At 71.7% G+C, this 13,653-nt stretch carries 9 protein-coding genes; all 9 read left to right on the forward strand.

What is annotated here, in order from left to right; genetic code table 11:
- Nucleotides 1-45: 45 nt before the first annotated feature.
- Complete coding sequence (locus ACESMR_RS20150) at nt 46-2,385, forward strand: penicillin acylase family protein (RefSeq protein ID WP_373048918.1); 2,340 nt, start codon at nt 46-48, stop codon at nt 2,383-2,385.
- Between the two features lie 84 nt (nt 2,386-2,469).
- Entirely contained in the window at nt 2,470-3,630 is a 1,161-nt protein-coding gene (locus tag ACESMR_RS20155) for an acyl-CoA dehydrogenase family protein (protein WP_373048919.1), read from the forward strand.
- Between the two features lie 107 nt (nt 3,631-3,737).
- Nucleotides 3,738-4,595: an acetylglutamate kinase gene (argB, locus tag ACESMR_RS20160; RefSeq protein ID WP_373048920.1), complete on the forward strand. Its 858-nt coding sequence runs from the start codon at nt 3,738-3,740 to the stop codon at nt 4,593-4,595.
- A 9-nt stretch (nt 4,596-4,604) separates the two neighbouring features.
- Nucleotides 4,605-5,801 (forward strand): acetylornithine transaminase, encoded by a 1,197-nt coding sequence (locus tag ACESMR_RS20165; RefSeq protein ID WP_373048921.1) that lies wholly within the window; start codon nt 4,605-4,607, stop codon nt 5,799-5,801.
- A gap of 1 nt (nt 5,802) precedes the next feature.
- Nucleotides 5,803-6,732: an ornithine carbamoyltransferase gene (gene argF / locus ACESMR_RS20170; RefSeq protein ID WP_373048922.1), complete on the forward strand. Its 930-nt coding sequence runs from the start codon at nt 5,803-5,805 to the stop codon at nt 6,730-6,732.
- 238 nt (nt 6,733-6,970) lie between these two features.
- Nucleotides 6,971-8,017: a hypothetical protein gene (locus ACESMR_RS20175; RefSeq protein ID WP_373048923.1), complete on the forward strand. Its 1,047-nt coding sequence runs from the start codon at nt 6,971-6,973 to the stop codon at nt 8,015-8,017.
- Nucleotides 8,018-8,033: 16 nt separating this feature from the next.
- A complete protein-coding gene (locus tag ACESMR_RS20180; RefSeq protein ID WP_373048924.1) occupies nt 8,034-10,202 on the forward strand; it encodes a PKD domain-containing protein in 2,169 nt (722 codons plus the stop codon).
- A complete protein-coding gene (locus tag ACESMR_RS20185) occupies nt 10,199-11,659 on the forward strand; it encodes a hypothetical protein (RefSeq protein WP_373048925.1) in 1,461 nt (486 codons plus the stop codon). The genes ACESMR_RS20180 and ACESMR_RS20185 overlap by 4 nt, the downstream gene beginning before the upstream one ends.
- 146 nt (nt 11,660-11,805) lie before the next feature.
- Entirely contained in the window at nt 11,806-13,650 is a 1,845-nt protein-coding gene (dnaK, locus tag ACESMR_RS20190) for a molecular chaperone DnaK (protein WP_373048926.1), read from the forward strand.
- Nucleotides 13,651-13,653: the final 3 nt, after the last annotated feature.

Genomic DNA, 13,653 nt, shown 5'->3' on the forward strand with positions numbered 1-13,653 from the left:
GCTCGTTTGGGGATCCTGGCCACCGTCCGACCCCTCGCAAGAGCCGTGACCCGTGCCGCCGGCAACCGACGCCGGCGGCGCGGACGGCTTCGTGTCCCCGGCCTCCGCTCCGACGTGGAGGTGCTCTACAGCGAGGGGCACGTGCCCCATCTCTACGCCAGCAGCGAGGACGACCTCTTCTTCGCGCAGGGATGGCTCACCGCTTCCGAGCGGCTCTGGCAGATGGACTTCCTCCGCCGTGCAGCGCAGGGGCGCCTCGCCGAGATCCTCGGTGAGCGGGAGGTGGCCTGGCGTGAGCTGACCATCCTGCTCCGCGGCCGCACCACCGTCGATGTCGACCACCTCCTCCGCCTCGCGGGGATCGCACCGGCGGCCCGCGCCTCCTGGCCGCTCCTCGAGCCGGCCACGCGCCGCATCCTCGAGCGTTATGCCCAGGGCGTGAACGCGCGGATCGCGGAGGGCCGGCTCCCCCTGGAATTCCGCCTGCTTCGCTACCGGCCCGAGCCCTGGACGCCGCAGGACTCGCTCGCCGTCCAGCGGGCGCTGGCCTTCGAGCTCGCCCCCACCTGGCGCGCGATCCTGGCGCTCGAAGGGCTCCGCGCCGCAATCGCCGCGCCGGAGCGACTCGCGGCGCTCCTCCCCATCGCTTCCGTCGGACCCCATCCCCTCGTCCCCGAGGCAGCACGCCTCGCCGCCCTCGCAGCGGCGGAGGAGCACCAGACGGCACTCGGCGGGCCCCATGTCGGCTCGAACGCCTGGGCCGTGGGGCCTGCGCGCTCGGCCTCCCGGGCGCCGCTGCTCTGCAACGACCCCCACCTGCCCCTGACCGCGCCGGGGCCCTTCTTCCTCGCCCACCTGGCCGGCGACGGATTCGACGTCGCCGGGGCCACGCTGCCGGGGCTGCCGGGCGTGCTGATCGGCCACAACCGGGAGATCGCCTGGGGGATCACCCTGGTGCTCGCGCAGGACGCCGACCTCTACACCGAGGCGATCGCCGCCGACGGCACCTACCGCGTGGACGGCGGGCGCCTGCCCCTCGAGGTCGAGCGGACGGAGATCGCGGTGCGGGGCAGGGCGACGAAGGTGATCCGGGAGATCCGCCGCACCCGGCACGGGCCGCTCCTCACCGACCTCTTCGAACCGCCCCACGAGACCGCCTCCGGTCTCGCCCTGCGCTGGACCGGCCAGGAGCCCTCCCGGGAGATGGACGCGCTCCTCGGCGTCAACCGGGCCACCGACTGGAGCTCCTTCCGCGCGGCGCTGCGGCACCACGGCGCGCCGGCGCTCCATTTCTGCTACGCCGACCGCGCCGGCCACATCGGCTACCAGCTCGCCGGCCGCGTCCCCCGGCGCGCCTCCGGCGACGACCTCGCCGTGCGCGACGGTGCCACCGATCCCGGCTGGGCGAGCTTCGTCCCCTGGGAGGATCTGCCCAGCCTCTTCGATCCCGCGGAGGGGATCGTCGCCACCGCCAACCAGCTCGTGGTCGACGAGAGCTACCCCCACCACCTCACCCACCTGGCGGAGCCGCCGTGGCGCTACCGGCGGATTCGCTCGATGCTCGGCGGCGAGCGGCGCCTCACCGCCGAGGAGATGATCTCGGTGCAGCTCGATCTCTACAGCGGCTGGGCGGAGCGCCTCACCGAAGCGCTGCTCGTGCCCCTCGCCGCGGAGGAGTCGGGCTCGATCCTCACCCAGCGCGGCAAGGAGGTCCTCGCCAGGATCCTCGCCTGGGATCACGTCGCCCGCAGCGAGAGCGACGGCGCCGCGCTCTTCTACCTCTTCCACGACGCCCTCGTCCGGGAGCTGCTCGAGGAGGCGTTGGGGGGCGACAGGCTGCGTGCGTGGCTCGAGCTGCTCAACGCTTCGGTGGTCCCCATCGAGCGGCTGCTGGTGGAGGGCAAGGCGTCCTGGCTCTCGCCGGAGGATCGCCGGGCCGCCTGCGCCCGCGCCCTGGACCGGGCCGCCGCAGCGATCACCCAGCGGCTCGGCGCCGACCCCGCCGGTTGGCGGTGGGGCGCGCTCCACACCGCGCGGCTCCGGCATCGCCTCGATCCGCTGCGCCCCCTTCGCCCGCTCCTCTCCCCCGGCCCCTTCGAGACCGGCGGCGACGGCATGACCATCAACAACGGCCACTACGTGCACGCCGAGCCCTGGGAGCACCGGGTCGGCGCGGTCTACCGGCAGATCTTCGACCTCGCCGATTGGGACAGGAGCCGGGTGATCACCTGCTCCGGCCAATCGGGGGATCCGCTCTCCCGCCACTACCGGGATCAGCTGCCGCTCTGGGCGCAGGGCGATTACCTGCCCCTGCCCTTCGGCAGGGCCGCGGTGGAGCGGGCTGCTGCCACCGCGGGAAGGCTCCAGCTCGCGCCACCCGCTTGAAGGCCCCTCGTTGACACCGGGTCGCGCCGGTCGCTAGCGTCGGATTGATTTCCCAATCAACCGAGCATTTGCAGGGGAGGGTGCATGGCCTTCAACCCGTTCACCGCGGAGCACGAGGCGTTCCGCCGCACGGTCCGGCAGTGGGTCGAGAAGGAGCTCACCCCCCACGCCCTCGCCTGGGACGAGGCGGGCATCTTCCCTGCGGAGGTCTTCCGCAAGGCAGGCGAGATGGGCCTCCTCGGGATCCGCCACTCCCTCGAGGCCGGCGGCGCGGGCCTCGACTACTGGTACGTGGTCGTGCTCACCGAGGAGCTCGTCCGCTCGGAGAACGCCGGCGTGAACATGGCGTTGCTGGTGCAGGCCGAGATGGCCACACCCATCATCGACGCCATCGGCACCCCCGAGCAGAAGGAGCTCTTCCTCGAGCCGGCGATCCGCGGCGAGAAGATCGCCGCTCTCGGCATCAGCGAGCCCAACGCCGGATCGGACGTGGCCAACATCCGCACCACCGCCCGCCGGGACGGCGACGACTACGTGATCAACGGTTCGAAGATGTGGATCACCAACGGCACCCGCGCCGACTTCATCACGCTGGCGGTGCGGACCGGCGAGGCGGGTTACGGCGGGATCTCGCTCGTCACCTTCCCCACCGACGTGAAGGGCTTCTCGGTGGCGAAGAAGCTCGAGAAGGTCGGGAACCTCTCCTCGGACACGGCGATCCTCTACTTCGAGGATTGTCGCATCCCCCGCCGCTTCCTGCTGGGCGAGGAGAACGCCGGCTTCTACCAGATCATGACCAACTTCCAGGGCGAGCGGCTCGTCGGCGCCCTGATGGCCAACGCGGGCATGGAGCGGATGGTCGAGCAGGCAATGCGCTACGGCCGCGAACGCGAGGCCTTCGGCAGGCCGATCGGCACCTTCCAGGTCTGGCGCCACAAATTCGTGGAGCACATGACCGGGATCGAGGCGGGCAGGCACCTCTGCTACCACGCCACCGCGCTCTTCGACGACTGGCTCCACGGCAGGGGCGACACGCCGCCGGTCCGCGAGATCTCGATGGCCAAGCTCTACTCGGGGGACCTCGCCCAGCAGGTCGCCTACGACTGCATGCAATTCTTCGGCGGCATGGGCTACGTCACCGAGACACCCATCGCCAGGGCCTGGCGGGACGTGCGCCTCATCACCATCGGCGGCGGCACCAGCGAGGTGATGAAGGAGATCATCGGCAAGCTCTCGGGGCTCTGATTCCGCTCCCGGGAAGCCTGCCGACTCCTGTCGACACACCGGACCCTTTGCCCCATACTCCGCCGCTTCTTTCGGCCCGGGTTCCCGGGTCGCCCAGAGGCAGTTGGATGGAAAAGGCGCTCGAAAAAGCCCGTACGCTCGTGGAGGCGCTGCCCTGGTTGCGCGCCTTCGCCGGCAAGACCCTCGTGATCAAATACGGCGGCCACGCGATGACCGACGAGAGCTGCAAGGCCTCGTTCGCGCAGGACGTGGTGTTGCTCCAGCACGTCGGGATCCGGCCGGTGGTGGTCCACGGCGGCGGCCCGCAGATCGACGTCGCCCTCGATCGGATGGGGATCAAGAGCACCTTCGTCCAGGGCTTGCGCGTCACCGACGAGCCGACCATGGGCGTGGTGGAGATGGTGCTCGCCGGCCAGGTGAACGGCGAGGTCGTCACCAACGTGACCAACGCCGGCGGCCGCGCGGTGGGGCTCTCCGGCCGCGACGCCACCTGCATCCTCGGCCGCAAGATCGAGCCGCGCGAAGGGGAGCCGGACATCGGCCGCGTCGGCGAGGTGGTCCGCGTCGACGCGAGGCTCATCCGCTCCCTCCTCGACAACGGCTTCCTGCCGATCATCGCGCCGGTCGCGGTGGATGCCGACGGCCGCGCCCTCAACATCAACGCCGACACCGTCGCCGGGCGCGTCGCCGGTGCGCTGGGCGCCGAGAAGCTCGTGCTGCTCACCGACATCCAGGGGATCCTCGACCGAGACAGGAACCTCATCAACGAGCTCGACGAGCGCGCCGCCGAGCGGGCCATCGAGGATGGCACCGTGAGCGGGGGAATGATCCCCAAGGTGCGCTCCTGCCTCGACGCCCTCTCGCAGGGCGTGGGCAGCGTGCACGTGATCGACGGACGGGTGCCCCACGCGCTCCTCCTCGAGATCTTCACCGACCGCGGCGTGGGCACGGTCATCCGGCGGTAGGAGCGAGTGATGACGACGAAGAACGAGCAGCTGGCAGCCCGTGCGCAGCGGGTGCTGGTCGGCAATTACAAGCAGCAGCCCATCGCCGTCGTCCGCGGCGAGGGCGTCCACGTCTGGGACGCCGACGGCAAGCGTTACCTCGACTTCATCGCCGGGATCGCCACCACCTCCCTCGGCCACTGCCACCCGAAGGTGCTGGCTGCCCTCGAGAAGCAGGCGAAGCAGCTCTGGCACGCGAGCAACGTCTTCTACACCGAGCCGCAGATCGAGCTGGCGGAGCGCCTCACCGGCGCCTCTTTTGCCGAGCGCGTCTTCTTCTGCAACTCGGGCGCGGAGGCGAACGAGGCGGCGCTCAAGCTCACCCGGCGCTTCCAACGCGACCGCGGCGAGGATCGCTTCGAGATCATCGCCTTCGAGAGCAGCTTCCACGGCCGCACGCTCTTCACCGTGAGCGCCACCGGGCAGCCGAAGTATTGGAAGGGCTTCGAGCCGATGGTGCCGGGCGTGAAGCACGCGCGTTATGGCGACATCGAGTCGGTCAGGGCCCTGGTCACCAGGCAGACCGCCGCGATCATCGTCGAGCCGATGCAGGGCGAGGGCGGCGTCCGCCCGGCGCCCGCGGGCTTCCTGAAGGCCCTGCGCGCGCTCTGCGACGGCGAGGGGATCCTCCTCGTCTTCGACGAGGTGCAGACCGGCATGGGCCGCACCGGCAAGCTCTTCGGCTACGAGCACCACGGCGTCGCTCCCGACCTGATGACGCTGGCCAAGGCGCTCGGCAACGGCATCCCCATCGGGGCGATGCTCACCACCGAGGCGATCGCGAAGTCCCTCGTCCCCGGCACCCACGCCTCGACCTTCGGCGGCAACCCGCTGGCTGCGGCGTGCGCCACCGCGGTCTTCGACGAGCTCACCACCGGCGGCGTGCTCGAGCACGCGCAGATCGCGGGCGAGTACCTGGCCGGCAGGCTCGGCGACATGGCGCGGCGCCTCGGTGATCGCGTGGTCGAGACCCGGGGGCAGGGCCTGCTCCGTGGCATCGAGCTGCCGGGTGAGGCGGGCAAGGTGATCGGCCGCTGCCGCGAGCTGGGCCTCCTGGTCAACGCCGCCGGCGAGCGGGTGGTGCGCCTCGCGCCGCCGCTCGTCGTCGAGCACGTGCAGATCGACGAAGCGGTCGACGTCATCGAACGCGCCATCGTGGAGTCCTGAAGTGGATCTGAAGCGCGGCAAGAAGAAGCGCGATTTCCTCTCCTTCGCCGATTACCAGCGCGAGGAGCTCCTCTACCTGCTCCAGCGCGCGGCGGCGCTCAAGGCGCTCCGGCAGCAGGGCACGCGCCACGCGAGCCTCGCGGGCAAGAGCGTGGGGCTCATCTTCGAGAAGGCCTCGACCCGCACCCGCGTCTCCTTCGCGGTGGGCGCGCACGAGCTCGGCGCGCTCGCGCTCGATCTGCCGGTGGCGCAGACGCAGCTCGGCCGCGGCGAGCCGATCCCCGACGCGGCGCGGGTGCTCTCGCGCTACCTGCACGCGGTGGTCCTGCGGACCTTCGCCCAGGCCAAGCTCGAGGAGTTCGCTCGCTGGTCGACGGCGCCGGTGATCAACGGCCTCACCGACGAGCTCCATCCCTGCCAGGTCCTCGCCGACCTGCTCACGGCGCAGGAGCGCCTCGGCACCGTCGAGGATCTCGTCGTGGCCTGGATCGGCGACGGCAACAACATGGCCCACTCGTGGATCGAGGCCGCCTCGATCCTCGGCTTCGAGCTGCGCCTCGCCTGCCCCGAGGGCTACCAGCCCCACGCGTACTTCCTCGGCGAGGCCGAGAAGCGCCGGCTGGGCAAGGTGGTGCTCGTGGCCGATCCGCGCGAGGCAGCCCGTGGCGCCAACGTGGTCACCACGGACGTCTGGGCGTCGATGGGACAGGAGGAGGAGGCGCAGCTCCGCGCCCGCGCCTTCGCCGGCTACCGCGTCGATGCGGAGATGATGCGCGGCGCCGACAGCCAGGCGATCGTGCTCCACTGCCTGCCGGCCCACCGCGGCGAGGAGATCGACGCGGACGTGCTCGAGGGACCGCAGTCGGCGGTCTTCGACGAGGCGGAGAACCGCCTCCACGTCCAGAAGGCGATCCTCGAGGCGCTGGTCTGACCTCGGGCCCGGCCCGCCCGCCGGGCCACCGCAGCCGCCGTGACGACGGGCGCTTGCGCCCGGCACGGCGGTTGCTCCTCCCCCCTCCGTACGACGAATTGTCGGGCGCTGGTCGATCGCCTTCCGCGAGGGCGGCCCGGCCGGGGCCGCCGTGTTGAGCCCTACAGGGGCACACGTGGTAATCGGGTCGGAAACACCGCAAGCGGAAGGCTCCATAGGGCTTCCGGGGGGGATGGGCATGCGCGGGATCCGCTGGATCCTCGTGGCAATCGCGCTCGTTTGCCCGGCGTTGGCACGCGCCAGCGCCGCGCAGCAGCTGCTGCTCGTGCCCCTGGCCGCACCCGCCGTCGAAGCCGCGGTCGCTGCGGAGGTCGGCGCCCATCTCGAATCCGAAGCGCGCGTGCTCCTGCCGCTCGTGGAGCCCGGGGCCACCCGCTGCCCGACGGTGGAACGCAGCTGCCTGGTCGCCGCTGGCGTCGCCGCCGGTGCGGACGTCGTTCTCCACGCCTCGCTTCGTCCGGTCGGCGAGAACCTCGTCCTGCTGCTCGTCCGGGTGGGGGTCGAGGACGAGAGCATCGCGCGCCTCTCCGAACCGCTGCCGCGCGGCGAGGCCCTCCGTCACGCCGTACGGGAGCGCCTGGTGCGGCTCCTGGCGCCGGCACGCTGGGTGGGGGAGTTGCTGGTCGAGGCGACGCCGGGCTCGGAGATCTGGCTCGACGGCGAGCGCCGCGGGATCGCGCCCGAGGCGACGCACTTTCGCGATCTCGCACCGGGACAGCACCTGCTCCGCGTCGCGCGGACCGGGCTCGGCGAAGCGCGCGCCTACGTCGAGATCCACTTCGATCGGCAGACGCAGGTCCGGGTCGAGCCGCGCTCCGACGAGCTGGCGGTGGTCGGCACCGCGGAGCTGCCGGCGGCGCCCGAGCCGGCGCCCGGCGATGGGCAGGGGGTGTGGCAGCCGCTGCGGTGGTCGCTGCTCGGCGCCGGCGGCGCCGCGATCGCTCTCGCTGCATGGCCTGCCCTGGACGCGCGGTCGATCCGCTCGGAGCGCGAGGCATTGCGGGCGGGCAGCGGCGCGTTTCCCGCAGGAGCGGCGAGGGAGCAGCGCCTGCTGCAGGAGCGGTACGAGCGGCGGCAGATCGCCACCTCGGCGCTCCTCGGCAGCGGCGTCCTCCTCGTTGCGGGCGGCGCTGCACTCTTCTGGTTGGCGCCGTCGGGCTCGGACGAGGGCGGCGTGTCGGTGCGGGCGGGCCCGGATGGCTTTTCGATGGCAGGGCGCTTCTGAACGCGGAGGGGGTCTCATGCGTGGTGGGGGTGGTCGGTTTTTCGTCTCGTTGGTGGTGGCGGCGCTGCTCGGGTCCTGCGGGGGCGAGGAGATCACGACCTGCAGCACCGACGTCGATTGCGGCGTGGGTGCGCTCTGCAAACATCGGCTCTGCGTCGCGGATCCCGCGCCCGAGATCGTGCTCACGGCGGATCGGCGCGAGGCGCGGATCGGAGAGGCGGTCGTGGTGGATGCGGGGGCCTCGTCCGCCGCAGCGGGCATGGAATTCCGGGTGGAGCCGGACGGCGCCGCTTCGCTGGAGATCGAGGGCCGCCGGGCGGTGATCCGGCGGCAGGTTCCGCACCAGGGCGTCGACGTGGTGGTCACCGCCCGCAGCGCCTCGGGTGCAGTGGCCGAGGGGCGGCTCCACGTCGCCGCGCGCAACAGCGAGCCGACGGTGCAGCTCGTCGCCACGCCCGATCCCTTCCAGCCCGGTGCGGAGGTGCTGCTCGAGGCGCAGGCGACCGACGGTGACGGCGATCCGCTCTCGTTCGAATGGGATCTCGAGGGCGGCGCCGGCTCCCTCGCCGGTGCCGGCAACCGCGCGACGCTCTCCACGGTCGCTGGGACCGAGGCGATCCGCTACGCGGTGCGGGTGCGCGCCCTCGACGGCAAGGGCGGTGCGAGTGAGGCGAGCGTGACGCTGCAGGCCCGGAACGCGGCGCCCGCGATCGTGCTGCCCGAGGTGTTGGTCGACCACCAATGCGGCGGCGATCCGTTCACCTGCAGCGCGAGCGCTTCCCTCGCCGTCGAGGTGGAGGACGTCGGCCCGACCAGCGTCGCCTTCCGGCTCCTCTCGGATCGCACCGACGTTGCGCACCGCTTCGTCGAGGACGAGGGCGGCATCACCACGCTCGAGCTGGTGTGCGCGCCGGCGTGCGCCATCGCCGGGACCTGGCAGGTCGAGGTCACTGCCACCGACGCGCTGGGCGCAGCCACCACCAGGCAGCTCGCAGTGGAGGTTCGCAACCGGCCGCCGGTGCTGCGTGCCCACGACGGCTCCGCTGTGCCGCACAGCGCACTCGCCGATGAGGGCGGGGTTCGCTACCTCCTCGCTCGTGCTGCCGGCAGCGTGATCACCTGGGAGGATCCCGACGGCGATCCCCCGGCGCCGGGCTCGGTGCGCTGGAGCAGCACCTCGGAGATCGTCGAGTTCGAAGACCCTGCCTCGCTCGATACCCTGGTGCGCGCGATCGGGACGCGGGAGGAGCTCCTCGCCATCGAGCTCGCGGTGGTGGCAGCGGACATCAACGGCGCCGAGGCCGCCGACAGGGCGGCCATCCCCGTGGGCAACACCGGGCCCAGCGCGACCTTCGGCGGCGATCCGCGCGAGGGCCATTCCTACCTGCGCACGGAGGCGGACGGCAGCCGCGTCTACCGCAAGGCGATCTCGCTGGAGAGCCTCGAAGCGAGCGATCCCGACGGCGATCCGCTCGCCGTCACGGTGGAGCTCGATCCTCTCGACCCCGAGGCGGTCGGGCGGGTGGTGCGCCTCGTCGAGGAGGAGGGGGGCTATCTGCTCGAGGGGATCGGCCCCGATTTCCTCGAGCGCTCGTACCGCGTGATCGTCCGGGTGAGCGACGGGTGGGGCGGGTCGGCGAGCTCCACCGGCAGCGTGCTCGTCTCCAACCGGGCGCCGGAGGTGATCACCCGGCCGGTGACGGCCAGCGTCGCCACAGGCCGCTCCTGCCAGACGTTCAGCTGCTGCATTCCGCATTACAGCGGTGTCGGATGCCTCGCCGAACCGGATGCCCGCGTCGCCACGCGCTGGGGCTCGACCAACGGGCCACTCACCTTCTCGGACGCGGTCACCGTGCGTGATCCGGATGGCGATCCGGTCGTGCTGGAGGTCGGCTTCGGATACGAGCACCTGAGCGAGGCGCAGGTGCGCGACGGCACGACCTGGCGCGGGACGGCGACGCTTGCCTGCACGCCGCTCGGTGGCGATTGGCGCTGTCCCCTCGAAGTGAGGCTCCAGGGGCGTGCCGATCACCTCGGCTTCTATTGCACCCTCGACACCGGTACCGCGGTCGGCGCGACGGCGGCGGTCGCGGCCCGGGCGAGCGACGGTCTCGGTGGTCGCTCCACCGAGGCGCGGTGGACGTGGGGCGGCAGCGACGATCCGAGCGACGGGAGCTGCCCGTGAAGACGCCTGCCCGTTGGCTGGTGCGGATCGGCTGCGCCGCCCTGCTTCTCCTCGACGCCGCCTCGGCACGGGCTGCGGAGGGACGTCTCGATCGCTGGACGGTGGTGGGCCTGCGCGCTGCCGGCGAGCCGGAGATCCGGGAGGAGGTGGCGGTGCTGCGGGGCGCGCTCTCCCTCGAGCTCTCCGCCCGCGGGAGCGGCGTGGTCCGCGACGAGGAACAGACCGGGCTGCGGCTCGGCCTTCGCGGAGCGAGCCTTCGCTCGGTGCGCGACCGCATCGACGCGGCAGAGCTCTACTTCTTCCAGCTCGAGCTCGGGGTGGCCCGCGAGAACCTCGAGCAGGCCCTGGAGGAACTCGGCCACGCGAGCGGCATCCCGGAGGCCTGGGAGCGCACGCGGGCAGCGCGGATGCTGCTCGGGATGATCCACCTGGCCAGCAGGGACGAGGCGGGCAAGCGCCTTGCCGCGGAGCAATTTGCAGCGGTGGCCCGGATCCAGCCGCGGTGGAGCCCCGCCGATGCCTCCTATCCCGCGGAGGTGGTCGAGCTCTACGCCGAGCAGCGGCGGCTGCTGGACGCCGGCGAGCGAGGCCTCCTCCGTGTCGCTTGCGAACCGGCCTGTGCCGGCGGCCACGTCTTCCTCGACTCCTTCCCGGTGGCAGTCCCGGGGGAGGCGATCGCCCTGTCGCCGGGGCGCTACCGCGTGGTGGTGACCGACCGCTTCGAGAACCCGCAGCGACGCTCGCTGCTCCACGAGGTGGTGGTGCGGCCTGGTGACGAGAGCCGCGTCACGGTGGATCTGGCTGTCGAAGGCAGCCTCTCCGCGGAAGAGGGGCCGGTCCTCGTCGCCGCGCTCGAGACTGCCACCCGCCGGCAGGCGGTCGAGCAGGTCGCGCGGCGCCTCGGCAGCGACTTCGTCCTGGCCTTGCAGGCGGCGGAGGACGGGGGGTGGCTCGCCTGGGTCGTCGACGCCGACGGTCGGATCCGGCGGGAGCTCGCCCTTCCTCCCGGGGCCCCCGGCGGCGTCGAATCGATCGCCCACCTCGCCCTCACCGACGCGATGCCGGGGGCCCTGGCGCCGGTGGCGTCGGTGGGGCAGCCCCTGGTGGCGGAGCGCGGGTCGGTCGAAGCTGCCGCCCCGGCGACGCGAGCGGATCCGGTCTGGACCGCCGCCCGGTGGGGGACCGGCGGAACTGCCGTGCTGGCCGGGGCCCTCGGGCTCTACCTGCACCTCGACGGCAAGGCGAGGGACGAGGCGCTGCGCGGGCAACTGCGTTCGTGGGGCGGGGTGGCGCCCTCGGAGCGGGCCGCCAGGGCGACGCGGTCGGAGTCCGACGCCATCCAGTCCCAGGCGCGATGGGGCACCGGATTGCTCGTCGGCGCCGGCGTCCTCTCCGCCACCGCGATCACCCTCTTCCTCCTCGATCCGGAGGCGCCGGAAGCCGCCGTCCGGTGGTAGGCTGGGGTGCACGCGAAGTGTAGAACGCGATTTGACGGAGGTCGGACCCACGTCTATCGTGGGCGCACCACAGGGGGCGGTCGCTGGCGTTTCCTTGAGGGAAACGCGGGCAGGAGCATCTGGCCCCTGCTTCCGGGCGGCGGTTTATGGCCAGCGAACCAACCATCGGAATCGATCTCGGAACCACCAACTCGGTGGTCGCCACCGTCGCGGACGGCACGCCCGTGGTGATCCCCTCGCGGAGCGGGCACCACCTCACCCCCTCGGTGGTGGCGGTCGCCCGGAACGGCAAGCGACTGGTCGGCTCCATCGCCAAGCGCCAGGCGATCACCAACCCCGAGCAGACGGTCGCCGCCGCCAAGCGCCTCATCGGCCGCAAATACTCCTCGCAGGAGGTGCAGCAGGCCTCCGACACGCTGCCCTATCCGATCGGCTGCGGCACCCACGACGACGTGCGGATTGCGCTGGGCGGCAGGGATCTCACCGTCCCCGAGATCTCGGCGATGGTCCTGCAGGAGCTGAAGCTCGACGCCGAAGCCCATTTCGGCCAGCCGGTCCGGCAGGCCGTGATCACCGTCCCGGCCTACTTCAACGATGGGCAGCGCCAGGCCACCAAGGACGCGGGCCGGATCGCCGGCCTCGAGGTCCTCCGGATCATCAACGAGCCCACCGCCGCGGCCCTCGCCTACGGCTTCGGCAAGGAGATCTCCGGCAGGATCGTGGTCTACGATCTGGGCGGAGGTACGTTCGACATCTCGGTCCTCGAGCTGCGCCGCGGCGTCTTCGAGGTGCTCGCTACGGCGGGGGATTCCTTCCTCGGCGGCGAGGACTTCGACAACCGCATCATCGAGTGGCTCGTCTTCCACTTCGCCAGGGAGCACTCGGTCGATCTCCGCCGGGACAAGATGGCGCTGCAGCGCCTCAAGGACGCCTCCGAGAAGGCCAAGTGCGAGCTCTCCACCCTGCGGGAAACGCGCATCGAGCTGCCCTTCCTCTACACGCCGCCCACCGGCGGGGCCGCGCTCCATCTGCAGCGGACCCTGACCCGGGAGAAGTTCGAGGAGCTCGCGAGCGATCTGGTCGAGCGGACGATCCACCTCACCGAGAAGGTGCTCGAGGAAGCGCGCCTCTCGCCGCTGGACATCGCCGAGGTGGTGCTGGTCGGCGGCCAGACCCGCATGCCCCGGGTGCAGGAGGCGGTACGCCGGCTCTTCGGCCGCGAGCCGTGCAAGGGCGTCCATGCCGACGAGGTCGTCGCACTCGGTGCCGCGATCCAGGGCCATGCGCTCACCACCGAGGAGAGCGAGGTGCTCCTCCTCGACGTGACGCCGCAGTCCCTCGGCATCATGGTGGCGGGCGGCTACACCCAGACCATCATCGCGCGGAACACCACGGTTCCCACCAGGGCCTCGCACATCTTCACGACGGTCAAGGACAACCAGACCTCGGCGAAGATCCTCGTGCTCCAGGGCGAGGAGGAGAAGGCTGCGGAGAACGAGCTCCTCGGCGAGTTCATGCTCACCGGCCTTCGCCCCGCGCCCCGCGGCGAGGTGGAGATCGAGGTGCAATTCGACATCTCCGCCGACGGCATCGTCTCGGTGTCGGCCCAGGATCGCGACACCGGGTTGCAGCAGTCGATCCAGGTGACCGCGACCAGCGGCCTCACCGAGGAGGAGATGCAGCTCATCATCGAGGAGCAGAAGGACTACCTCGTCGAGCAGAAGCAGAGCGAGGAGTCGGAGCGTCGCCGCGCCGAGGTGCGGAACCTGCTCCGCGAGGTGGAGAGCGTCTTTCCCTCCGTCCGCGAGATCATGCAGGGCAGCGAGTTCGGCAACGATGCCATCTCGAAGGCGGAGCGGACGCTCTCGCGGGCCCGCGACGCCGTTGCCGGCAGGGACCTCGAGGCGATGATGGCCAGCTCGGAGCAGCTCGAGCGGACGCTGGCTTTGTGCAAGGGCCTGCTGCAGCGCGTCGGCGCACCCCGGAGCTGAGCC

The sequence above is a fragment of the Vulgatibacter sp. genome (assembly GCF_041687135.1).
GTDB lineage: Bacteria > Myxococcota > Myxococcia > Myxococcales > Vulgatibacteraceae > JAWLCN01.

What these genes read in the sequence shown, in the direction of transcription:
- ACESMR_RS20155 (WP_373048919.1), top strand. Translation starts at nt 2,470, where the DNA reads ATGGCCTTCAACCCGTTCACCGCGGAGCACGAGGCGTTCCGCCGCACG.
- argB (WP_373048920.1), top strand. Translation starts at nt 3,738, where the DNA reads ATGGAAAAGGCGCTCGAAAAAGCCCGTACGCTCGTGGAGGCGCTGCCC.
- ACESMR_RS20165 (WP_373048921.1), top strand. Translation starts at nt 4,605, where the DNA reads ATGACGACGAAGAACGAGCAGCTGGCAGCCCGTGCGCAGCGGGTGCTG.
- ACESMR_RS20175 (WP_373048923.1), top strand. Translation starts at nt 6,971, where the DNA reads ATGCGCGGGATCCGCTGGATCCTCGTGGCAATCGCGCTCGTTTGCCCG.
- ACESMR_RS20180 (WP_373048924.1), top strand. Translation starts at nt 8,034, where the DNA reads ATGCGTGGTGGGGGTGGTCGGTTTTTCGTCTCGTTGGTGGTGGCGGCG.
- dnaK (WP_373048926.1), top strand. Translation starts at nt 11,806, where the DNA reads ATGGCCAGCGAACCAACCATCGGAATCGATCTCGGAACCACCAACTCG.